Genomic DNA, 24,067 nt, shown 5'->3' with positions numbered 1-24,067 from the left:
ATGAAGAGTTTTGTTTTAGCTTCTTATGCACCGCTTACTGAAGAAGATGATAGGGCAGATTTGGTTGTGAATGACCAAGCCATGAAGTTTATTGAAACCCTCGCCATAAATGGCGAGCTTCAAGAAGTTAAAGAGACTCGAGAATTATTATTGCAGCACGCTTCTGTGCAGGACGTCTTAGTCCTACACGCTGGCAGCCTTCAGGTATTACTCATCAGCATTATGGGAGAGCCGCCTTATGAAAAAGCATAAGAATCTGTTACCCATATTTTTAACAATACTTCTTGCAAGCTGTCATGTGCCTAGTTATGCTAAGGACGTTCATCAGAAAGCAGATGAGCTAACCTTGGCCGGTTATAAAAGTAACACAAGCGCACAGTCCGCTTATTGGACTTTTTTTGTGCGTAAAATCTCTATGCACCTGCATTTTATGGCGGGGCTGGAGAGGGACACCTTCGGGTGTGCAGGTTTCTTGTGTTGCCTGTCGGCCAACCCTTTTCAGCTTCGCCACCCTCACTTGGCCGTGAATGGTGAAGCTCCTGTACAACACAAGGAGTGCATTCATAATGCCTAATAACAACTCGTCTTTAAAAAATTCTCATATAGAAATTGCTATAAAAACTTATGACGCCAGTGATGTGTCTGATGGTTATGCGTTGGCCTATGAACAGGTTGCTGACCTCGCCGTAATGCTTGATTCCATTCGTAGTAAATATGAAAAAACAGCAGAGTACTTACAACAAGTCTATAGCGTGCCAGAAAGTGTATTTAAGGATTTAAAACGTCTTTTGAGTATTACAGATAGCATGATTGATGAAAATCTGGAGTTTTCTAAAACACAAGAAGATCAGTTTCAAAAAGAATATGAGGAGTCACAAGCATGACTAAACGTGACACCTCAAACATGAAGCCAAGTGAAGTTTTGACTCATTGTCAGATATATACACCTGATCAAACTGAATATCTTCAGCATAAAATTATCCAGCGTTTTGGTGGACCTAATCAGGCCATTTATATTGATCAAAATAGAGTTGAGATAGATAACGTTGAATACTCTAATCCCTTAATTCTACCGATCTATAATGGTGAATTAAGTGTGGTTCAATGCGCCGTTATGGAAAGTGGAAAAACTATTTTTATCTTTCCTGATGGATTAGCAAGTGGGTTTGCTTGTTATGGTGAACTACAGCATGACAAGCCTGTGATTATTACTTATAGCCTCGAGTCTTTCTTTAAGGTCGCTTCTAGTGGGCTATCTGTAGTTCTGGTTGTACTCAATAATTTATGTGCTTCACGCTTAGCAAAAACGCTTAAAGCTTTCGATTTTGAGCAGATTCAGTTTGTCATTAATCAATTAGCACAAGCTGGATTTAAAAAGCTTTACCTTCCTGTACGACCTGAATATTTCAAAAATGATGCCTTCCAGAAGCTCGAGCAGAATACTTGTGTTCGCTTAATTAACCAGTACCAGAAAATTGACGAGAATGAGTTTCTAATCGAACTGACTAAAGATGAAGATCCGGAGGAAGTTTCTGCATTCTTTAAAGAAGCCATTGCCAGAATTCCTCATAGTGAACCTTTACCTAAAGGCCATATGGCCAAGCCATTCAAATGGGGTGATGGGCGCTTTCATCTTTTAGAGTCTGGATTGTACTTTTTAGAAACCAATAATAAGGGAGATGACTATAAGCGTTATATCTCTAGTCCTATTAAAGTTGTTGCTCTGACCCGAGATAATTCTAGTACCTCATGGGGACGGTTGCTTGAATGGTACGATCCAGATGGTATTAAACACTTACAAGCCGTGTCTATGGAGTTTTTCCAGTCTGATGGAGTAGAACTACGTAAAGCGCTTTCTTATCAGGGAATGACCATTGCACCGGATGCTAAAGCGAGAAGCTTATTACAAAGTTATTTGATGAGTTATCCAGTTGAGCAGAGGGCCTTATGTGTCGATCGCGTAGGCTGGCATGATGAGGTGTATGTATTGCCTCATTGTGAAGTTGGTCAAAGTAAAGATAACGATTTAATTGTCTATCAGGCTATTCACGGTTTAGATAATCGCTACCAACGTAACGGCACATTAATTCAATGGAGAGAAGAGGTATCCAAGCTTGCACAGAACCATAGCAAGTTAGTGTGTGCCATTAGTACGGCATTTGCTGGCCAGCTTTTAGATCCACTTGAACAACAGAATGGAGCAGGCGTTCACTTCGTTGGGAAGTCATCTAAAGGTAAATCAACTGCATTATTTTTAGGCTGTAGTGTATGGGGTAAACCAAGCCGTTTTTATCGTACTTGGCGAGCTACCGGTAATGCTTTGGAGCATACAGCCTATATGCACAATGATAGTTTTTTGGCTTTAGATGAGATTGGTGAAATTGCCAATCCTAAAGAGTTAGGCAACATTGTGTATATGCTGGCCAATGGATTGGGTAAAGCTCGTTTAAACAAGCAAATCACAGCTAAACCTGCTTTTAATTGGAAGCTTATCTTTCTGTCCAGTGGGGAAGAAGGGCTCAAAGATATTATGGCCAAGCATGGTCAAAAGGTTAAACTAGGACAAGAGATCCGCTTAATCGATATTGATGTAGATCAGTCAGAATATGGTGTGTTTGACAGTATTGATTTTGCTTCTGATGGAGCAATGCAATCTAGAATGTTAGTAGAGCATTCGAATATGTATTACGGCGAAGCTGGCATAGCGTGGCTTGAATATCTTTGCAACGATAAAAATGAAGTTATTAAACAAGCACGACAGTTATGGGAACAATATCGAGAACCAGTGATTGCTGGTCATTCAGAAGGACATATTATCCGTGTAGCTAATACATTTGCTTTGATTGCGACAGCTGGTGAACTTGCAACACAAGCTGGAATAACCGGTTGGAAAAATGGTACCGCATTCAGCGCCATACAAGCTGTTTTTGAACAATGGTTAGGGAGCTTTGATCGGGTTGGGAATTATGAAGATTTGGAAATTCTGGCTCAAATTAAAGCTTTCTTTGAAGCACATGGCAATAGCCGTTTTGAATGTATGACACCAGATGCGGAGCATCTAGATAAAGTTATCAATCGAGTGGGTTACTGGAAGATTGAGAACGGCGAAAAGAAATATCTGGTTTATCCGGAACAGTTCAAAAAAGAGCTTTGCAAAGGGCTGAATCCTAAACGTGTCGGCAAGTTACTTATACAACGTGGATGGCTGGATCATCTTAATAATGGCAAGTCTACAAAGCTCACTCGAGGCATTGATGGTATGCCTAAAGCAATTCCTATGTATGTATTTAATGAAAAGGTACTCACCGATGATCTGGATGGACTCTAGGAATGGTGAAAAAACTGAGGTTACAAAGGTTACTGAGGTTACAACCTTATGGGGCAAGGCTTTCAGGGTGTAACCTTTTAAAAAAGAGAAAAGGTTACAGATTTCTGAGGTTACATAGCTTTATCTAATTCATTAATAAGTGGGCAATAAAATGGCAATGAGTAAGAAAGAATTTTTGAGGATGCTTGAGCAGCAAGAAGGGTACGCCGTGAATGAGTGGAAGTCTCTTAAGAAAGAGACTCCACCATATGGCCAATCAATAATTACATTAGGCAAAGATGAAGAAGGGTACTTCCATCACACCAATAAGGAGTTCCTGAACGGTGATGAGGAAATCCTTGTTGAAATGGGAGTGACTGATTGGCAAATAAAAAATATAAAAATTCAGAATTAAAGAATAAATGAGTTAATTATCAAGTGGAATTGAAAGCATACTCAAAAAATAATGGAAAGGAACAGGAAGTCTATAGTGCCTACATGCCGTGAGAATTAAAGGAGAAAACTCATACTTTATAGCTGATAAGTCATTTATTTTCTGATTTTCTTTACATTCACTTTTGATTTGTTTGAATGCGGTATCTAATTCTTCAAAGGAAATACCAGTTAAAGCAGTACCATGAATATCAGTATTTTTATAGAAATGTTCTTCTGAGTATTCGTCTGGATTCCATATCTGCATTGTACATTCAGAAATATACTCTTTTACTATACTTTTTAAGATGTTTAATGATTCTGTGTTTTGAAAGTAATAAGAAAAAAAAGCTAATAATGGATAAAGAATTGAACCTTTCGTTACAGACTTTCTATATGTCTCAGAGCTACTACTTGGATGTTGAATAAGGCTAAGATATTCATTAAGAGTAGAAGGATATCTTCTATTTGATCTAAATGATTCATAGATAATATGAGTCATATCTGTTAACCAGCTATTTATATCTTTATCATTCTGTTCATTTTCTAAAAGGAATAAAATAGCTAGGGAAATTTCTATAGCTTGCTCATCTTTGTATGGTTGAAATAAAATAGGATTATTTAAAATTAATTGCTTGATCGATTTTGATAATTCTTGATATTGCTCTAAAGCTTTTTCTTGAAAAACCTCTTCGTGTTTGTAAGTGTATAAACGACTATAAAACCAGTTTGACCATAAACCAAATAATGCTGTTTTACCTAAAATATCAAATAGTTTTAAATTTACGTCTACGTCAGAGTTAGGATGTACCGCAGCAGATAATGCATGTAATTTATCGCAATGCTTCAATATTTTATCAAGATAGTTTTGATTAATAGAGAAATAAAGCATTAATATTGAATTAAAAATATTTTTAATTTTTTTTGAATTTTGGTTTTTTGATGTCGCATGTAATTTAAATATAGTCCAACTTAATAGAATTAACCTTTCTGATGATAAGAAAGCTGATTCAAGATTGTTTTCGCCTTTGCACCATGAATTAAGGATACCTAAAGCTAGATAACATTGTCTAAGAGAAGTGAGATGTTCTTGTACATCTTTCAATTCTAGTCCAGTAAATATAAAAGATAATAAACTTTTAAAATTTGCGAAAGAAACCTCCGGTTGATCGACTAATGCTAGAGATTTTCTAAGTAAAGATTTTACCTCTTCATTTAAAAATAATTGTTCATTAAAAAGATATTTTTCTAAATAACCTGCAATACGATCACCGCCCCATCTAGTGAAGCTAATTGTATCTGTTGAGTTTAATTGTTCATATTGCGCAATGTTTAGTTCCAATTCTTGTTTTAGATCGCCACCAAATGTGAAGCATATCTCGATTGGAAAATTTTTAAACTCAACTGGGATATGGGTTGGAATATACACATCTCTAATTTCATTTAATGACGGGCGTAAATCTTGAGAATTACCGCTATCCCAATCTTGTCTTCCGAGATGACCAGATTTGATAGAAAATAAGTATATTTTTTGTGGACCATCTTCTATTGAACCAAATGCGGAAATATCAACTCCATATTGTCGATTTCCTATACTTGGTGCAGATAAAATTTGTAATCCCATCTGTGAAAGTAAGTCTGGTAAAAGTGCATCTAGTTCATTTCTTTCTTTTAAAGAGGCTAAGTATTCTTTAATAATTAATTTCATTTTAATGCCTCACCTCTGCAATGTATTAAAAAGTTATAAAGAGTAAGAGGATCCAATATTTCCATTGAAGGAAATTCTATACTATGACTAAATTTTTGCATTTGGACTGTTTGACGAAAACTTCCTTGCGACGTATGCACAAGAAAAGCTGAACTATTGCCATATAATAGTGTGCTTGTTGAGAAACTTGATATTAGAGAGTTTTCATTTGGTTCTTCAAATCTTTTTTGCATTAAGTCTTGTTGATATTTTCTATAAGTATAGCTCTCTAATTGAGATGGCCTCAATTCCTTAATTTTATAAGCTTCATTAAGGTTTTTATGATATTCATCTAAATTTTTTAAACATTCATCAATATGTTTTTTAATTTTTTTAGCTACTTTTTTTCTTTGTTCTATTATGTAATCATGAACTTTTCCTGGGTAGCTTATAAGAAGAGGGTTGAAAATTAAATTAAAAATCTTTTTTATTATTTCTTGATCTGTACAAGTTTTCAATGTAGAGAAAATTAAACTAATAGCTGTTATAGGATTTGTAAAATACCAGCCACATGCTTTTCTCGCTAAATAGTAAAGATCATTATCATGATTTTCTTGTAATTGGTTTAAGTCAAAATAAATAACTATTTCTTTTTCTAAAATAAGATTTCCTGCTGATCTGCATAGAAAACCATCTTTACTTAGAAACCATCTGGTAATTAAAAATGATAAATCTTCTTTATTTTCTTCACTTAACAAGTAGTAAGATAAGAAAAAATTAAAATTTTTAATGGAAATTTTATGCTCAGATTGTATGAAAATTCTTTCTAGAAATTTTATTACCATTGCAAAATGTTGGGAAGAAATGTTGTATAAAATGTGATCTACTTTTCGTAATGTATTGATTGAATCTAATTCGACGTTTTCTAATTTATCTAATAAAAATTGAATCATTTCAATATCAAATTCTTTTCCATTGCTTTGCAACTCTACGGCTATTGAATGTAAAACAATTTGATTTGATGGATCTAGAGTTACTATTTCATTAAGTTTTTTTAAAATTTGGGGTTTGAGATCTTTTTCTCTAATGTAAAATTTAAGTAATGTATATGTAAGACCAGAAAGAACATTTTCATTAGAATTATTAATACTTTTTTCGAGAATTAATTTTGAGACTTCCTCATTGATAGGAATATTTTTAATATTTCCTAAGGCTAATAATGTATTTGCCACTATGTGATTTTTTTCAGATGTCAATAAACTCATGATTCTATCTAAGCAAATTTCTCCACTGTTTCTAGAAAGTGCATATAGAGTAGGAGTGATTAGATTGATAGAAATATCTATATTAATTTTTAGAATATAATCTAAAGCTAAAATTGCCTGTTCTAAATTTTGTCCAATTGTTGTTTCATATATACCTATAAGTTGAGAATATTCAATATTATTTTTTAATACTAATTTTTCAATGGTTGAGACTAAATCAGCAATATAGTAATTTTTAATGTATTTGGAAGATTTATTAATAAAATCGAATAATATATATGTATCTATTTTATTTTCATAAGACTCAAAATTTACTAATTCTTTGTAGATATTTACTTTCTCACTATTATGCATTTCAGCAAAAAAGTATGCTAAATCATCATTATTAATATATTTTAAGTGTATGTTATATATAGATATTATTGCATAATCTTTTTTGATGTTCTGTTCCCATAGTTTAGAAAAATCATTTTTTGTCATATCAAACCTCGGGATTTAAATCGTCAAATACTAAAACTATTTGCATTGAGTTGTTCTTGTTCGATTTTGTATGTCCACATATATTTTATAATAACACCTCATCTCAACATATCCATCAAGCTTCTGAATTATTTAAAAATTAACATTATTTATCGTTTGGTTATTGATTAGTAAAAACATGCTTGTTGACTAGTTTAATCATAAAAGAATCACTATCATAAAATCTTAGCTTATTATCCAACGTAGAGTGTTCATATAGGCACACAGGCAATTTTTGATTAGTTCTAAATGTAATCCATATTCCCATACATCTTACAAAAACAACTTCATTTTCAAGAATAATTAATTTATTATCCTTATTATTATCTTCTTCAAACTCCTTGAAATTAAAAAAATTGGGGGTTGGGAAAATTTCAGTAATAGATTTGAACCATGTAAAAAAGTTTTCGTATTTGTACTGAATTGATGATTCTATCTTTTGTTCTTGTAGCGATCTTCGCCATGAATCAAAATACTGATCATTTGTGATTGCTTCACCAAAATGAATACACAGAACTTCATAAGCTATTTTTAATGATAACAGTTCAATATCATGAAAATTTACTTCTATTTTTCCATTAATAGTAGGGTTATGTTCTATATTTATTTTTGAGTTATCTATTATTTGATTGATTTGACTGTAAATATGTTCTTCATCCACTTTTCTATCTTGTTTCTTAAAGGCTCTAATTACACTGGCCATAACTTGCTTTTTAGAGCTTTCTAAATCACTGGCATCTATACAGCCAGAAAATACTATCCCTTTCTCATCACTCTGAATACATTCCAAAGAATAATGGGTTTTAATTTTATAATCAGGTGTAAAGAATATTTTTTTATTGCCATATTTATAAGTACCTACTAATGGAGAGTTAGGAACTTTTCCACTTTTACCTTTGATTTGATACTTATTGGCATGTGCTTTACCAAGAAATGATTGGGCAAGTCTATCTTCAAAACCGCTTCCCATTGCATTATTGCAAACCTTGCATAGTATCCCGACCTTAAATTTTCCTCCCAAAAACTCTGGAATTAAATGTTCGTCACTTTGAGGATTTTCATCATTTTCTCTAAAAATATATTTACAGATTACACATTTAGAAAAAGTGTGTTTTGAAGCAATTAGTGCTTTTGTAATTTCCATTATTATCACTTAAGTAATAAATATTACTTAATATATCTAACTGTCTAAATAACTTAAAGTTTATTTTTCACAACTATTTTTTGTACTTCTTGTCCTCTTTCTTGCCTTGATGACCAACTTATAAAATGATTAATCAATTGCTTTCAAAAGCCCATGAATAATAAATCTCATCTCTTTTTGATAATTGAAATTTCATCAAGGGACATCATGGAAACTTTTCCTTTTTACTTATACGAAGCGTTCGTAATTTACCTTGACAGACTAGCCTCTAAAAATAGATGAAATTTTTCTTAAATCACTTATATATCAATAATTAAATGTCATTTTAGTGGAAGTTGGAAAGTTGAGTTTCGTCAAGGTACGTCAAGGTAAAATCGTATAATTAAGATAATCAATTTTAAGATTTAATTATTTCAGCCGTAATAGACCATTTAGCTGTACAGCAATTTTTTAAGAAATAGTCTCTATGCTAGGCAGTGCAATGGTTTCGGCTCTTTTATAGTTTTGATTTCGTACAGCTACGTACAACAAAACATGATTTATATTCAATTCCGTCTAAGTAAATTTTGCTTTACGGCGATTTATATAAAAAATGCTGTATCCCATATGTCATAAGGGTTTTAGTATTTTTCAATTATTCATCTCGTAAAGCTACGTAAAGCAAAAACATGATTTTTTATTCAATTCTATCTAAGTACATCTAAGTAATTACTTGGACGGCTTAGTCATGAGTAATAACTGGAAATTCTCTGAAAGCTATATATATCAATAGATACGGGATCTTTCTAAGAAGTATGCTTATCTAAATCTGTCCAAGTACGTCCAAGTAAATTTTGCTTTACGGCATTTTATTAAAAATACACCGTAAGTTATGTGCCATAAGGGTTTTAGCTTTTATTAATTATCCATCTCATAAAGCTATGGAAAGCAAAACTAATTTTTGTTGGACGGAGTTTCTCTTTAATTTATCGAAAGACTATACATACAAAGGCTTTGAGTGAGTTTTGCAACTATGAGTTTGTCAAACTACGTCCAACAAAAAATTTATCTTCCTTATTGATTAAAATTTTAATTCTTCAGGAGTAACTTGTAATAGGTTTCACTTCATTAATAAAATTCAAATGAGAAAAACTCATGGATTGAATACTTTTACTCACTTTTTATTAAAATATATTTATGAGATTTTATGGGCTTTACAGGGAGGAACGTCAACACTATATAGGTAGGTCCTATACATTAGGAAAAGTCATGGTTTATTTAATATTGCCATGTTCAAAAACTGATTTTCGTAGTAAATAGCTTGGTAAAAGAACTCAAATTGGAAAAGAGTTTCTACGGAAATGGGACAAATTAGGAGTGTCCATGAAGATTAAGCCCTTACCCCCAATGAATAGCTTGATTGTGTTTGAGGCAGCCGCACGCCACCTTAGTTTTACACAAGCAGCAAATGAATTAAATGTTACTCAAGGAGCGATAAGTCGCCAAATTCGACAATTGGAAGAGTATCTAGGTAAAGAATTATTTATTCGAGCAAATCGCAATATTTCTTTAACGCCCATGGGCTTGCAATATTACCAAACGATTTATAGTGCTTTATTAAATGTTGCACAAGCAACGGCTGAAATTAAGAAATGGCAAGGTGAACATCAAATAACTGTTGCTACGACTAATGCAATGGCTGCTCTTTGGTTATTACCTAAAGTGGCTACTTTTCAGCAAAATAATGAAGGTGTCGATCTAAGAATATTAACGACAGAAAATATCTTGGATTTACAGAAAATGGACTTTGATTTGGCACTTTTTTATTGCCGAACTCCTCCATTGGGAATGAAAGTCACCACATTATTCCCAGAAGAAGTATTTCCTGTTTGTAGTCCAAATTATCTTTCTCAATTTAAGGAGGGTACTCTTCCAGAGGAAATATTTGGTAAAGCATTGCTTTATTTAGATGATTCTCAAAAGGATTGGATTACTTGGGCCGAATGGTTTGAAGCGGTCGATTATCCTATAGTGAAACCTAAAAACAGAGTCAATATTAATAACTATCCAATGTTGCTCCAAGCTGCAATTAATGGTCAGGGAGTGGCATTAGCATGGGGGTCTTTAATTGATGATTATTTGGAAAATGGTTCTCTTGTTCGCCCAGTCGAAACTGTATTACGTACCGAAGCAAATTTTAGTATGTTGGAACCTTCAGATCGGGGAGTTATTCCATCGAGTGTAAAGCATTTCCGTAGCTGGTTATTAGAGCAATTGCCAGGGCAAGTAGGTCAAAAGGGATTAAATTAGTACTGTTAAAATAATAAAAAAGGGCTCAATTTAGAGCCCTTTTTTTGAATTAAGTTTAGTTATCTGTAATGAGTTGAGCCTTTGTCTCATCAACAGGCTTTTCAGATTTAGTTTTACAGAAATCAGGACGAACATGTTCAGGCATCATGACCCATGCTTGTGGATCTTGACGAAGGCTTTTCATTAAAGAAATACACATAATCGCAAGCAATATGGAGATTGGAAAACCTGCAATCACACAGGCTGTCTTAATAGCAGATAGGCCGCCAGCTAAAAGTAAGCCCCCGCTAATAAGCGGAATAATTATTGCCCAAACCAGACGAATTCCTACTGATGGATTAGTGGAACCATTAGTATCTAGAAAACATAGGACCAAAGCACCTGAGTTCGCAATGGTGATGATATGGATAGATAACAATAAACATAAAAGTGCGCTTAAGAAAATCGTAACGGTATGATTTTCTGAAATATGATCAAAGAAAACAAACACAGCACGGGCAGGGTCTTCTTTAGTCGCTTCAGCGATTGTAACTTCATGAGGTTTGACTTTATCTACTTGAACAATCGCAGTATTACTTACAACAACTTGATGAGTTGGCGGTTGATGGTTCGCTTTTTCAATTTTAAGGGCAGCGCCACCAAAAGCTGCAATCCAAATAAAGGTGAGTAAAGTCGGTGCGGCAAGTGAGCCTAAAATAACTTCACGAATCGTGCGTCCGCGTGAAATGCGAGCAATAAATAAACCTACAAAAGGTGCCCAAGTCATCCACCACGGCCAATAGTAAGCAGTCCACCAACTTTGCCAACCTGAATCTTTTTGAGCATCACTCCATAAACTCATGCCTACAATGTTTTGTAAGTAATCTCCAAGACCTTCAAAAAAAGTATTAAAAATATAACGAGTTGAACCAATCACGATGACTGCAATCACAAGAACATAGGATAAAACCATGTTTCCTTCAGCAATGATTTTAAAGCCTTTACCAATCGCGGATAATAAAGATAGGGTTGCTAAAACGCCTAGAACAAGAACAAGAACTAACTGAATTTTAACGTCAATATTGACACCAAATGTATGATTTAAACCAACATTAAGCTCAAGAATTCCCATACTAATGGCTTGAGAAACACCAAATGCTGTTAAAACGATCGTGACAATATCAACGAAATTACCGATAGAACCATAAATTTTGTCACCAATTAAAGGATGTAATACGGATCGGCATGCCAAAGGTAAACCTTTACGATAAGAAAAATATCCTAGAGCAACAGCTGATAAGCAAAATAGGCCCCATGGGTGAAGTCCCCAATGAAAAAAGGTGAGTTGCATTGCCATTCGTGCTGATTCATCTGAAAGACCTTGCGTAAACGGATTACTTGCATAGTGAGTGATTGGTTCTGCAACAGACCAGAACATCAATCCAATTCCCATACCACATGAAAAAAGCATGCAAATCCATGCAATATTACTATATTCGGGCTTTTCATCGTCTTTTCCGAGTCTAATATGCCCATATCGACTCATGCATAAATAAATCAAAAAACCTAATAAAAAAGTAGCTAAAAATAGGAGATACCATTTTGCATTTTGTAATAAAACATCTGAGATAATTTGAAAGTATTCACCAGCCTGTTTTTCTTTAAAAATACAAAACGCAATAAAAATAAAAAGTAATAACTTCGAGACAATCATCACTGTTGGGTTGAGTCCAGTATGGGCTCCTGATGTATTGCGCATAAATCCTCCTTGGATGCGTAGCAGTTAACTACCTGTTAACCGTTGTATGCGAATAGCAAAAGAGTAGTGATGAGCATAAAGATTGCTCAACCGATTTATTCTCATCTATGGGTGAGTTTTAGTCATAGGTCATTCCTTGTACCTAATACATTTAAAAATTATCGAAGGGAAAGCAAGTTTTAGGATGCATGATAAAAACTCATCAATACCCCTCTAAAAAGTCGTTTGTCTGTCGCCATTAGGTTTTACACAATCTGTAAAGAAATCGCAGAGAGTGCAAATCATCTCAACGCAGGGAGTTCTGCGTTAGTTTTAAATATATGGAGATCCTCAGATGAATAGTCGAGTTAGCCAGCAATTAATTACGGTTCAGCAAGTCGATAATGTTTTAAACCCAATTACTGAATCAAATGGTATGCCAAATTTAGCATATACCAGTAGCGAATATTTTAATTTTGAACGCGACAATATTTTAAGTAAAACCTGGGTGTGTGTTGGCTTTGCTTCTGATTTACCTAAAAAGAGCTATGTAAAGCCTGTTAACTTCATGGGCATGCCTTTGGTCATGATGCGCAACCGTGAAGGGGAAATCCAAGTTTTCCATAACGTTTGTAGCCATCGCGGTATGATTTTGGTGCAACAAGAAGGCACTATTGAAGGTGTGATTCGTTGCCAATATCACTCTTGGAGTTATGACTTAAACGGTAACTTAAAGGGTACTCCACATATTGGTGGAATTAACCAACATAAAGATGAACGTTTTAAATGTGAAAAACATGGCTTAAAAGCACTTCGTTCAGAGATCTGGATGGATATGGTTTTCGTCAATATCTCTGGTGATGCGCCAACATTTGAAGAGCATATTGCACCATTAGTTGAACGTTGGAAGCCTTTCTTGGGTGAAAACGGTCTAGAGCTTATTCGTAATAGCAAAGTAGGTTCAACTTTTGAGTTACCTGTAAATAGTAACTGGAAACTTACAGTTGAAAACTATTGCGAAGCTTATCACTTACCTTGGGTACATCCAGCGCTAAATACATATTCAAAACTTGAAGATCACTACAACATTATGTTCGAAGATCGCTTTGCTGGTCAGGGCAGTTATAAATATAACTTGTCAGCTACGGCGGGTACGCATTTACCAAAATTCCCAAGCTGGCCAGAAGATCAACTTCGCCATGCTGAATATGTAGCAGTGTTCCCGAACGTATTGTTAGGTATTCAAGCGGATCATGCATTTGCAATGATGATTGATCCAATCGCTCCAGAACAAACAATTGAAAAACTACGCTTGTATTACGTTGGTGATGAATCACTAGACGCTAAATATGATGCATGTCGTGAAGCGACTTTAGAATCATGGAAAGTTGTATTTGCTGAAGATGTATTTGCCGTTGAAACCATGCAAAAGGGTCGTCACTCACCTGGTTTTGGTGGAGGGGTTTTCTCACCAGAGATGGATTTACCAACTCACTTCTTCCAAAAATGGTTAGCAACCCAAGCTAAAACGGCATTGGAGACATAATATGCAACATTACCTCAACTATGTTGATGGCCAATGGCGAGATGCTTCTCGCCAATTGGAAGTTATCAACCCAGCAACCGATAAAGCTTTTGCAACAGTTGCGCGTGCAAGCGTTGAAGATGCAGATGCCGCGATGGCAGCAGCACGTCGTTGTGTGAATAGCGGTGCTTTGACTGATGTGCGTCCTGCAAAACGTACAGCGTGGATGTTAAAAGCCGCAGAAGCAATTCGTGAAATTGCTGAAGAGGGTGCATTAATCCTATGCCGTGAAAATGGCAAAAATGTTGATACAGCACGCGAAGAGTTCGATGAAGCAGCTCGCTATTTTGAATACTACGCGGGTATGGCAGATAAAGTTGAAGGTATCTCGGTACCTTTAGGTAAAGATTATGTGGATTTCACCTCATATATTCCAATGGGTGTATCGGTTCAAATCGTACCTTGGAACTTTCCCGTCTCGATCTGTGCACGCTCATTAGCGCCTGCTTTAGCTGCTGGTAATGCGGTTGTAATTAAGTCACCTGAGGTTTCACCTTTAGGAATGGTTTTACTCATCAAAGCTATTGAGAAAGCTGGTTTCCCACAAGGTGCAGTGAACTTACTTTGTGGTAAAGGTTCAGAAGTTGGTACTCATCTGGTTAAACATCAAGATACGAACCAGATTGTTTTCACTGGTTCAGTGCCGACAGGTCAACGCATTTTGAAAGATGCGGCTGAACGTGCAACACCTTCAGTCATGGAATTAGGCGGTAAGTCAGCGGCAATTGCTTTTGCTGATGTTGATCTTGAACAATTACTACGTAGCGTTAAAGTCGGAATTTTCTATAACTCTGGTCAAGTTTGCTCAGCGATGTCTCGCTTATTGGTGCACCGCAGTCGCTATGAAGAAGTTAAAGCAGCTGTTGTTAATCTTGCAGAGAGCTTAACAGTAGGTATTGGCGAAAGTAATGCTGAACTTACTCCAGTTGTATCTAAAGATCAGCAGCAACAGATTCTTACCATGATTGAGAAGGCACGTGAAGAAGGTGCCAATGTTTTAACGGGTGGGAAAGCTGCAGATCTAGAAGGTTACTTTGTCCTGCCAACTATTATTGAAGCAAAAGATGACATGTCGATTGCTCAAGAAGAAGTTTTTGGTCCTGTAATGGTGATCATGCCATTCGATGACGAAGACCAAGCAGTTGCAATCGCAAATGGTACGGACTTTGGACTTGTTGCAGGTGTATTTGGTGAAAATCTGAATCAAACACTTCGAGTCGCAAACCGTCTTATTGCTGGTCAAGTATTTATTAACGAATGGTTTGCTGGTGGTATCGAAACACCATTTGGTGGTGTGGGCTTATCTGGTTTTGGTCGCGAAAAAGGGCAGGAAGCCATCTACAGTTATGTTCAAACTCGCAATATCGGTATCCGTTTGAAACATAGCGTGTAATTTGTAAGAAATAAGGGAAATAGACAAGATGAGAAAGTGGTTATGTATTGTCTGTGGCTGGATCTATGATGAAGCTAAAGGCTGGCCGGATGACGGGATAGCTCCAGGAACAAAATGGGAAGATATTCCAGATGACTGGATGTGTCCAGAGTGTCAGGTGGGTAAAGCTGACTTCGAAATGCTTGATATTACAGACATTGAAGAGGAAGAAATCCCTCAAGTAGCGGCTGCTGCAGTTATTGAACCAGTTGTGATTATTGGTAGCGGCCATGCTGGTTATCAAGTTGCTTCGACTTTACGTGCACAATCTCCAGACTTGTCTATTACCGTATTTACTGCTGATGATGGCGCTTTATATAGCAAACCAGCTTTATCTAATGCTTTAGCATTAGGTAAAGACGGAGATAGTTTAGTTCGTGAGTCTGCTCTAAGTTGGGAACAACGTTTAAATATCCGCGTTTATCCACATACAAAAGTAACTCATATTGACCGTGCCAATAAGAAGCTTCAAACCACTATTGGTGATTATCCTTACGGTAGACTCGTACTCGCTACTGGGGCAACACCAGTTGTCATTCCAATTGATGGTGATTCGACGGCCACACTAAGCGTAAATGATCTAGCGGATTATCGCCGTTTCCGTCAGCAATTATCTAATAAAGAGCATGTCACAATTCTTGGTGATGGTCTGATCGGCTGTGAATTTGCCAATGATTTAGCTGCACATGGTATCAATGTTACAGTTGTTGGTCTTGGCAAATGGGCAATGTCACGTCTTATTCCAGAACCTTTAGGTCATGCTCTACAAAATGCTCTAGGCCAGTTAGGCGTAGAGTGGAAATTACAAAATAGTATCCGTTCTATTCAATCTGCAAATGGTCGTTACCAGTTAACACTCCAAGATGGTCAATCATTTGAAACTGACTTGGTATTAAGTGCCGTGGGTCTGAGACCAAATATTGCACTTGCTCAAGCAGCCGGTCTAGAAACAGCACGTGGTATTTGTACTGGACTTGATCACTGTAGTAGTGATCCTGCGATTTTTGCTTTAGGTGATTGTGCAGAAGTGAATGGCCAGTGGGCACCTTATATCAATCCAATCACGCAAGCATTACCAGCTTTGGTTAATAACCTTTTAGGTCAGTCAACTGCTGCGGATTTGAAATCAACACCCGTTTTAGTAAAAACACCAATTTTACCGCTTTCTGTCTTGCCAGCAACTGGAACAGGTGAGTGGAAAGTGGAACAACATGACGGCGAGTTAGCTGCTGGTTTTTACAATGAACAAGGCAAATTAACAGGCTTTGCCTTACTTGGTCGCCAATTACAGCACCATCGTAGCGAGTGGCTTGAAAAACTAAATTCGTGTCCATCCACAGTTTAAGTTAAGGGAATAACAAAATGATTGCTTTACCAAATGATGATAGTACCTGTGGTTGGTATGCGGCATTACCTCCAGCAGGTCCTGCTAAAAAGTTAATCGGTCCACAAAAAGCTGACTATGCCATTATCGGAGCAGGCTTTGCAGGTTTAGCAGCAGCTCGAAGATTAGCTGAACTCAAACCGAACGCCCGTATTATTTTAGTGGATGCACAGCGTGTAGCCGAAGGTGCTTCAGGGCGTAACTCAGGGTTTGTAATTGATTTACCGCATAAATTTGCTTTATCACATCCAGACCCTTCGCATAAACAAAAGTTATTGAGTCTGAACCGATCGGCAATTGCCCAATTACAAGGCTTGGTAGAACGCCATAACATTGATTGCCAATGGTCTGCTGCTGGTAAATATCAAGGAGCTGTGGGCGAACGTGGTGAGGCACATCTCAATCATTTTGAGCACTTGATGAAAGATTTGGGTGAACCATACCGTTGGGTCGAAAAAGCTGAGCTGAAAAAAGTACTGGGTACAGATTTCTATAGCCGTGCAATTTTTACTCCTGGTTCATATTTGATGCAACCAGCAGCTTTAGTACGTGGTATGGGTGACCATTTACCAAACAGCGTTGAGTTATTAGAGCAATCTCCAATTCGTAGTTTGCAAAAAAGTAATAACCAATGGCTTTTACAAGGCGATGAAGGGTCAATCACAACACCTAAAGTCCTACTTGCGACGAGTATTTTTACGCGTGAATTTGGTTACTTGAAGAACCGTTTATTACCAGTCATGACTTTTGCGAGCTGGACACGTCCATTAACTGATCAAGAAATGAAAGTTTATCGTGGTGAGTTAGATTGGGGACTTACTCCAGCCGATCATGCGGGAACAACGTTAAGAATGACCGCTGATCGCCGTATCCTAATCCGTAATACTTATAAGCATGTACCTAAATACGGTGCAAACATAAACGATGATAATCGTCGCTGGATACAAGAAGATCATCGCAAAGCATTTTTAGATCGTTATCCAGATTTGGCGAATGTTCCGTTTACCCATACATGGGGGGGTGTTTATGCTATTTCTCGTAACTTCACTAACTTCTTTGGTGAGTTAGAAGACGGCGTTTATGCGAGTGCTTGTGACAATGGTGTAGGAGCAGCATGGGGCACAATTTCAGGAACGTTATTGGCTGATCTCGTTGTTGGTTCAGATTCTCAAGCTTTAAAAGATATTCAGTATGTCACTGGTATGCCTAGCTTAAATCCACCAGAACCGTTCTTAGGTTTAGGTGTCAGAACGCGTATTAGATTTGAAAAATGGCGCAGTCGTAGTGAATTGTAAGCGGGAGAAATAAATGAAAGAAGTAAAGTTAGTTGATAGCGCTCAACTTGATTTTAATTTACGTGGCGAAACACCAGACGGTACAGCTTATGTGGCAAGAGCATTAGGAGCTGATGTTTCCCCAAACATGGGTATCGGTTTTGCACGCTGGGAAGGCGCGGAAGTAAGTTGGAAATTACTTTATGACGAAGTCATTTTTGTAATTGAAGGCTGTTTTGAACTTACTGCTAACGGTCACAAATATGAAGTTCGTCCAGGACAAATGTTGTGGATTCCTGAAGGAACCGAACTCATTTATGGCGGGCATGCGGTATTTGGTTATGTAGTACATCCGGGTAACTGGAAAGAATTGCACGGAATTGCATAACAAAAGCGATCCATATTGTTCAGGAAAAGAATGATGTGGGTCGCTTTATTCTTATGAGTACTTAGCCCTGAATGAGGGCTAAGGCGAATTAACGAAAATTTTAAATTTCAGGAGCTTCTCCTGAGCAGGGAAGTGTTGTCTGAAAAAAATAAGCAGAGGATAGGAAAGGTTTTCTGCAAATATTCATTTAAACAAGGATTTGTAAATGAGCAAGGTCTATTTAAAACTTGGATTTGGGTTAATTTCAGTTGGAATGGCATTACCTGCTTTTGCCGGAGTAACTTTTGGAGATCCTAAAAGTGATACGGGTGCTTTAACAATTTCAGGTGCTTTACGTGGAAATTATCAAGATAAGGATTACGGTGAGTCTGTATCAGACCAGAAAGTAAAATTTGATGCAGCTATTTTAAGACTCGGTTATGAGTCACCCGACTGGTTTGGAAAAGTCGAATATCGTTGTTATCAATACGATAAATTCTGTGATTTCTCTGCTCTAGTTTATGGCTATGTCGGCTACCATTTAAACTCAACAGATCATATTACTGTAGGTGTGCAACCCATTCCTTTTGGACCAGGTCGTTTTTGGGATAGCAGCTTTTATGCTGGTATTAACAACACTATGGGTTTGCAGGATGCTTCTAATTTGGGTGCAAACTATCACTTTGAATTACCGTCTGCGACTAAAGTGGATTTGGCTTATTTCGCAACTGATGGTGGTAACTATCACGGGACCAGCAAGGATTCAGCCCGTTATACGGCTAATGTTGTCACCTCATCTGATCCACTCAAAACTAACCTAAATGAAAAAAACATGTGGATGGCACGTGTAGATCAGGATCTTAAGTTTTTAAGTACAGATGATCTAAAGGTATCAGTAGGTGGAAGTTATTGGTATTCAGACATTGAGAATAAAAAAACTTCTGCTGATGGTACGAGAAATACATGGGCTCTATTTAACCGAATTAACTATAAAAATCTGAATGTCGTGCTAACTGGGGGGCGACAATCGATCAGTAATAAAGATGCATTGAGTCCAGCTAGCTCAACTTTTGGTTCTTTTGACGGCGAATATGACATTGCAAATAAGGGTTATTTCTATACGGTTGATACGAGCTATGTCTTTAAGAATGTTAAAGATTCGCTCAATGTTACGCCGTATGTTGTTTTTAGTGGTTTTAACAAGAAACAAAATGGATTTGATGACTCACAGCGCAATATTGTAGGCGTGGCTTGGGAGTATAAAAATGTTTCTTTATATACCGAATATGTGATGAGTAAAAATGATCCATTTGTTGGTGGAACGGGCAGCTCGCTTGCATCAGGCGATGATGGTAAATGGAACAAACTCCTCAATCTCATGTTGATTTATAGCTTCTAAGAGTTTGCACCGGTTTTTCATTTATCAATTTTCAGGAAGTTTAAAAGCTTCCTGAAGTCATTTAGGGATCATAAAAATGTCATCACCCTTTATTAGTACATTTATTTTGTTTTTCTCACTACTTAATCCATTCCTCATGAGTATCTATATGATCGGACTAATTCGTCTTACAGATACTAAAGTATTTAATAAGGCTTTGATTCAAGGAGGTCTCATTGCATATGCAGTTTTTCTCTTATTTGCGTGGGGTGGAGAAGCAATTTTTAATCGGTATTTAAATGTAAGGTTTGAATCATTTCTAATTTTTGGTGGCCTGATTTTTCTAGTGATTGGATATCGATATGTATTTCAGGGTGCCGATACCATTGGTGAAATGCGAGGAGCGCCAGAGCATTTAGCGGGTACTGTAGCTATGCCATTTATGATTGGCCCAGGAACAATTAGTGCAGCTGTAGTTACAGGAATGAGTATGTCTATTGTAGAGGCGGCTATAGTTATTGCTCTGGTGCTATTTCTGACTTGTAGTGTTTTGATAGCAATGAAGTTTTCTCATGATCACTTACGCTATAAACATGCCAAATATATTGATCGTTATTTCGATATTGTGGGGCGGTTAGCTGCACTATTAATTGGAACAATTGCAGTCGATATGATCGTAAATGGCGTTACACGGTTGATTGATAAAGTTTAAAAAAAATAAAAAGTCACAGCCAAAGTATTTTTGGCTGTGACTAATAAATCTAAGAAGCTAATTTTGCCTGATTTTGTGGGATATGATTTTTTCGAATTGAGAACCAGCAGATCAATGAGCCGAAGGTAACAGTTAATGCACCATACCAAAAATTGATTGTTAAATCGGAATTCAATACAAAAGCGGAAAATGCCGATGAGAAAATGGGTGAAAAATAAGAAAGCATAATCAATATAGGCATATTACCTTTGATAATACCAATATTCCACGCTAGATAACCCATAGAGAAAAAAACGGCATTGATAAAGACAAATAGATAACCGTTAATTCCTTGAACTTGTGGTAGGTGAAAGCCTTGAGTAGAGATAGTAAGTATCCATAAGGCTATAGCTGTTAAGATAAAATAAAGCGAAACAGCATTAGTTCCATTACTTTGCTTTTTAGTGTAGATACAATAAATAGCCCAAAGAATAGATGCTAGGAAAATCAAAAAATAACTAATCGGATTTTTTGTAAAATTATCAATAACGTTTAGATTAGGATGATAGTTAATTATAACTATGCCCGAAAAGCTTATAACTACTCCTAATATTGTCATTAAATTTACTTTTTCTTCTTTTAATACTGCCAACATAATAATAATTAGAGTTGGCCACATATTAAAAATAATATTCATCTCAATCGATTTTTCTGATGAATTTGCTAGAGTAATTGAAAAGGCAAAACATAATTCAAAAACAACGAAAAGCAAGCTAGATAGAATAAGAAACTTCTTTGAAACCTTTTTTAAATCGGGTAGGCCATATGTTAAGAACAAAATAATAGCACTGATGGTGTATACGTAAGTCACTGTATAGATAGGACCAAAACTTTCTGTAGAAAGCCTGAGTAAGCCAACTAAAGTGGACCAAAGTAACAAAGCAGAAACACCGATTAAGGTTGAGATTTGGCGGCTCATACGATAGACCCGATTAAAAAATTAATCATAATTTTTAAATGGGCACTTTAATAGTTAGTCGAGCACGATAAATAATCATGAGTTAATGACTTTTTATCATCATTAAAAATAGATAATGAAAATAATTAAAATATATTTTTTATAATTTAATTATTAGTTTTATTTTCTTTTAAGTGTAATAAGCATCACACCAAAGATATTAAGAAAACAACCTAGCCATTGGATTGTATTTAAATGCTCGCCTAAAAGGAAGACTGAAAACAGAATAGTAACAATGGGGCTAATGGATGAAATAATAGCAGACTGTGTTGCTCCTACGTATTCTATACTCAATATCAATAGGAGCGTAGGTAGAACAGTAACGAATAAACCTAAACAGATTCCGTACCAAATAACTTGTATAGGTAAAGCTGTAAGTAGTTGTATAGGATGACTAGTTACAACCAGAAAATGTATAAGAGTACCTATACAAGCTGCTGATAAAGATAGTCCCGTTAAGTTCCACGAACCAAATTTTTTAATTAATGGTGGTGTAAGCAAGAGGTAGCAAGCAAAAGCAACAGCACTGGCAAATACTAAGCTTGCTCCAAACCAGAAGTTATGTTGGTCGGGAAGCATTTTTTGCTCTTGGAGCATAACTAGAACTGTTCCGCCATAACTTAAGATCAGTGCAAATATTGTTTTTGAACTTAGTTTTTGCTTGAGGATAAAACTCGATGCTAAAACGGTCATAGTCGGATATAAGAATAAAATTATTCGCTCTAGTGACGCCGTAATAAACATGAGGCCATAGAAATCGAGCCAACTAGAAATGTAATAGCCTAATAAGCCAACAGAAAGTAAATATAGAATATCTGTTAGCTTGATATTTCGATTTTGATGGCGACAAAACCAACAGATTACTAAAAAGAAGGGTAAAGCAATTCCCATACGGATAGCCATTAGAGTAATGGCATCTAATGACGAAGTAAGGCTATATGCCTGTTTAATAAAAATGGCTTTACTGCTAAATAGAAATGCAGAGATAAATGCAAACAAGGAACCAAGTTGAATTAAAGAAATATTGAGCTTCATGGAACCTTGCTGCATGAATAAAGAGTATTTTTGGAGAGGGTTTAAGCTTCTGAATTTTCTTTTGATGTTGAGATTTTATAGTAAGCAACATCATAGACAGCTTGTTTGTAAGCTTCATAAGACGCTTTGCTAATAACAACTGCGGATTCTCGGCCTCTGCGAGTAATTTCTACAGGATGCCCAGCGATAGCTTGCTCCATAATCATGGTAAGTTGTGCTCTGGCATTTGAATAATTCCACTGATTCATTTGTAGTTCTCCCTGACTAAATCATTTTCACGATAGGGGAAATGTACAGCTCTCTTCAACGGATTTATTCTCAAGGATGAATGAATTTTTATCATGGGTGGATGTGGCTTTATGAAGTGTTTCTCGATATAGATTTAAGTTTTTTATGAAATTGATTTGTAACCTCAGAAATCTGTAACCTTTTTACTTTTTTAAAAGGTTACACCGTGAAAACCTTGCCCCGTACGGCCGTAACCTCGGTAATCTCTAAAAAAGATGCTGTTAATATTTTTTGGACAACTATCTTCCTAGCCCATATCTATACTTATCACTAAGTTTTCCAAACCTATTATGCTCACATTGGCCAATTTTTTAAAATAACAACCAGGATGATTTATGCAGGAGAGCATGTTTCTATAATAAAATTTCTGAACCACTGTTGAATAGGGTCATGATGAGTTCGCTCATGCCATGCCATTAATTTATTATAACCACCAACTTCGATAGGTGGTTGCTTTGAAATAATGCCCGAATCTTTGTCCAATAAATGATGAGGAGCAACAGCAATCCAATCACTATTTTTAAGAATTTCTGGTAATAAAAGAAAGCTTGTAATAGACATTACTACATTTCTTTTTTTTCCAATTTTCTCCAGTGCAACATCTGTAGCGCCAGTAAATTTACCTCCATCATATGAAACTAATACTTGATTGGCTGAACAAAATGTATCTATATCAAGCTCTTGATTAGCTAATGGATGATTTTCTCGCATCATACAAACATAGTTTTCTTTATGGATTATCCGTGAACGAAGGTTCAAGGGAACTGTTGGTTCACCCACTATAATAAGGTCAAGTTCTCCATTCATCAGCATAGCTTCGACATTCCGACCATGAATAGACATCAGAGCTATTTTGACTTTTGGTGCAATCTTATTTAAAGCTAATGTAAAAGGTACACCTACACAATGCATACCGTTATCAGTCGCAGCAATTCTAAAAGTTGTTTCTAGTTCCGCTGGATTAAAGATAGGCGATTGTATTAATTGCTCAATTTCACTTAATATTTTTTTTAAAGGTTCAGCTAAAGCAAGAGCTCTATCTGTTGGAACCATACCATATGATGCCCGAACAAATAATGGATCATCAAAACGATCTCTTAGCCGGTTAAGCATGCTACTAACAGCAGGTTGTGTTAAAGCTAACTTATCAGCTGCACGTGTAACATTCTTTTCATCTAGCAATGCATCTAGTGCTTTAAGTAAATTTAAATCGAGATTATTGATATTAACCATATTTATAGTAAGTATATAGTTT

The 24,067-nt window shown here is 36.1% G+C and carries 21 protein-coding genes and 1 pseudogene; 14 read left to right on the top strand and 8 right to left on the bottom strand.

All coding sequences use genetic code 11. The annotated features are described in order from the left end of the window. The 5 genes from AC1PJP_RS05510 to AC1PJP_RS05490 all read left to right on the top strand — a co-directional run bounded on the left by AC1PJP_RS05510 (position 1) and on the right by AC1PJP_RS05490 (position 3,722). Positions 1–252, top strand: coding sequence for a hypothetical protein (locus AC1PJP_RS05510; RefSeq protein ID WP_416701754.1), 252 nt, complete (start codon positions 1–3; stop codon positions 250–252). Further along, positions 239–574 (top strand): hypothetical protein, encoded by a 336-nt coding sequence (locus AC1PJP_RS05505; protein WP_304396552.1) that lies wholly within the window; start codon positions 239–241, stop codon positions 572–574. The genes AC1PJP_RS05510 and AC1PJP_RS05505 overlap by 14 nt, the downstream gene beginning before the upstream one ends. Next, positions 567–884, top strand: a complete 318-nt coding sequence (locus AC1PJP_RS05500; protein WP_479766628.1) for a hypothetical protein — start codon at positions 567–569, stop codon at positions 882–884. Before AC1PJP_RS05505 ends, AC1PJP_RS05500 begins: the two co-directional genes overlap by 8 nt. Next, positions 881–3,328, top strand: a complete 2,448-nt coding sequence (locus AC1PJP_RS05495; RefSeq protein ID WP_416701758.1) for a DUF927 domain-containing protein — start codon at positions 881–883, stop codon at positions 3,326–3,328. The genes AC1PJP_RS05500 and AC1PJP_RS05495 overlap by 4 nt, the downstream gene beginning before the upstream one ends. A gap of 151 nt (positions 3,329–3,479) precedes the next feature. Further along, positions 3,480–3,722, top strand: coding sequence for a hypothetical protein (locus AC1PJP_RS05490; RefSeq protein WP_065086890.1), 243 nt, complete (start codon positions 3,480–3,482; stop codon positions 3,720–3,722). 12 nt (positions 3,723–3,734) lie between these two features. On the opposite strand, the gene AC1PJP_RS05485 is transcribed toward AC1PJP_RS05490, so the two are convergent. The 3 genes from AC1PJP_RS05485 to AC1PJP_RS05475 all read right to left on the bottom strand — a co-directional run bounded on the left by AC1PJP_RS05485 (position 3,735) and on the right by AC1PJP_RS05475 (position 8,354). Continuing rightward, on the bottom strand, positions 3,735–5,447 hold the full coding sequence (locus AC1PJP_RS05485; RefSeq protein WP_479766627.1) for a hypothetical protein: 1,713 nt from the start codon (positions 5,445–5,447) through the stop codon (positions 3,735–3,737). Next, positions 5,444–7,171 carry a hypothetical protein gene (locus tag AC1PJP_RS05480; protein ID WP_479766626.1) on the bottom strand — a complete coding sequence of 576 codons (1,728 nt, stop codon included), beginning with the start codon at positions 7,169–7,171 and terminating at the stop codon, positions 5,444–5,446. Before AC1PJP_RS05480 ends, AC1PJP_RS05485 begins: the two co-directional genes overlap by 4 nt. A gap of 160 nt (positions 7,172–7,331) precedes the next feature. Next, positions 7,332–8,354, bottom strand: coding sequence for an HNH endonuclease (locus AC1PJP_RS05475; RefSeq protein ID WP_479766625.1), 1,023 nt, complete (start codon positions 8,352–8,354; stop codon positions 7,332–7,334). Positions 8,355–9,716: 1,362 nt separating this feature from the next. On the opposite strand from AC1PJP_RS05475, the gene AC1PJP_RS05470 reads away from it, so the two are divergent. Beyond that, a complete protein-coding gene (locus AC1PJP_RS05470) occupies positions 9,717–10,643 on the top strand; it encodes a LysR substrate-binding domain-containing protein (RefSeq protein WP_304396555.1) in 927 nt (308 codons plus the stop codon). A gap of 55 nt (positions 10,644–10,698) precedes the next feature. Here AC1PJP_RS05470 and AC1PJP_RS05465 read toward each other — a convergent pair whose 3' ends face one another. Beyond that, on the bottom strand, positions 10,699–12,381 hold the full coding sequence (locus tag AC1PJP_RS05465) for a BCCT family transporter (protein WP_086399821.1): 1,683 nt from the start codon (positions 12,379–12,381) through the stop codon (positions 10,699–10,701). A gap of 334 nt (positions 12,382–12,715) precedes the next feature. Here AC1PJP_RS05465 and AC1PJP_RS05460 point away from each other — a divergent pair, with 334 nt between their 5' ends. From AC1PJP_RS05460 to AC1PJP_RS05425, 8 genes and pseudogenes are all read left to right on the top strand, one after another. Next, complete coding sequence (locus tag AC1PJP_RS05460; RefSeq protein ID WP_304396557.1) at positions 12,716–13,906, top strand: aromatic ring-hydroxylating oxygenase subunit alpha; 1,191 nt, start codon at positions 12,716–12,718, stop codon at positions 13,904–13,906. A gap of 1 nt (position 13,907) precedes the next feature. Beyond that, positions 13,908–15,338 (top strand): aldehyde dehydrogenase family protein, encoded by a 1,431-nt coding sequence (locus AC1PJP_RS05455; RefSeq protein WP_304396558.1) that lies wholly within the window; start codon positions 13,908–13,910, stop codon positions 15,336–15,338. 28 nt (positions 15,339–15,366) lie between these two features. Next, positions 15,367–15,528, top strand: a pseudogene (locus AC1PJP_RS05450) (rubredoxin); the annotation flags it as partial. Beyond that, complete coding sequence (locus tag AC1PJP_RS05445) at positions 15,517–16,722, top strand: FAD-dependent oxidoreductase (protein ID WP_228287601.1); 1,206 nt, start codon at positions 15,517–15,519, stop codon at positions 16,720–16,722. The pseudogene AC1PJP_RS05450 and the gene AC1PJP_RS05445, both read left to right, overlap by 12 nt. A gap of 17 nt (positions 16,723–16,739) precedes the next feature. Beyond that, positions 16,740–18,056, top strand: coding sequence for an NAD(P)/FAD-dependent oxidoreductase (locus AC1PJP_RS05440; RefSeq protein ID WP_202724617.1), 1,317 nt, complete (start codon positions 16,740–16,742; stop codon positions 18,054–18,056). 13 nt (positions 18,057–18,069) lie between these two features. Beyond that, on the top strand, positions 18,070–18,423 hold the full coding sequence (locus AC1PJP_RS05435) for an ethanolamine utilization protein EutQ (RefSeq protein ID WP_003650499.1): 354 nt from the start codon (positions 18,070–18,072) through the stop codon (positions 18,421–18,423). Between the two features lie 205 nt (positions 18,424–18,628). After that, complete coding sequence (locus AC1PJP_RS05430) at positions 18,629–19,801, top strand: hypothetical protein (protein ID WP_416701768.1); 1,173 nt, start codon at positions 18,629–18,631, stop codon at positions 19,799–19,801. 76 nt (positions 19,802–19,877) lie between these two features. Further along, positions 19,878–20,492 carry a MarC family protein gene (locus AC1PJP_RS05425; RefSeq protein WP_416701771.1) on the top strand — a complete coding sequence of 205 codons (615 nt, stop codon included), beginning with the start codon at positions 19,878–19,880 and terminating at the stop codon, positions 20,490–20,492. Between the two features lie 49 nt (positions 20,493–20,541). On the opposite strand, the gene yddG is transcribed toward AC1PJP_RS05425, so the two are convergent. The 4 genes from yddG to AC1PJP_RS05405 form a co-directional block, all read right to left on the bottom strand. After that, positions 20,542–21,450 (bottom strand): aromatic amino acid DMT transporter YddG, encoded by a 909-nt coding sequence (gene yddG, locus AC1PJP_RS05420; RefSeq protein ID WP_151768486.1) that lies wholly within the window; start codon positions 21,448–21,450, stop codon positions 20,542–20,544. Positions 21,451–21,609: 159 nt separating this feature from the next. Further along, the gene (locus tag AC1PJP_RS05415; RefSeq protein WP_213073585.1) at positions 21,610–22,524 is read right to left on the bottom strand and encodes a DMT family transporter; all 915 of its coding nucleotides are present in this window, start codon (positions 22,522–22,524) and stop codon (positions 21,610–21,612) included. Between the two features lie 41 nt (positions 22,525–22,565). Continuing rightward, positions 22,566–22,772: a type II toxin-antitoxin system Phd/YefM family antitoxin gene (locus tag AC1PJP_RS05410; protein ID WP_045429906.1), complete on the bottom strand. Its 207-nt coding sequence runs from the start codon at positions 22,770–22,772 to the stop codon at positions 22,566–22,568. A 373-nt stretch (positions 22,773–23,145) separates the two neighbouring features. Continuing rightward, a complete protein-coding gene (locus AC1PJP_RS05405) occupies positions 23,146–24,045 on the bottom strand; it encodes a LysR family transcriptional regulator (RefSeq protein WP_130036790.1) in 900 nt (299 codons plus the stop codon). Between the last annotated feature and the right edge of the window lie 22 nt (positions 24,046–24,067).

The organism is Acinetobacter sp. V116_7, from assembly GCF_056735735.1.
Note: the sequence above shows the minus strand (reverse complement) of the source record. Positions and strands in the feature narration are given on the sequence as shown.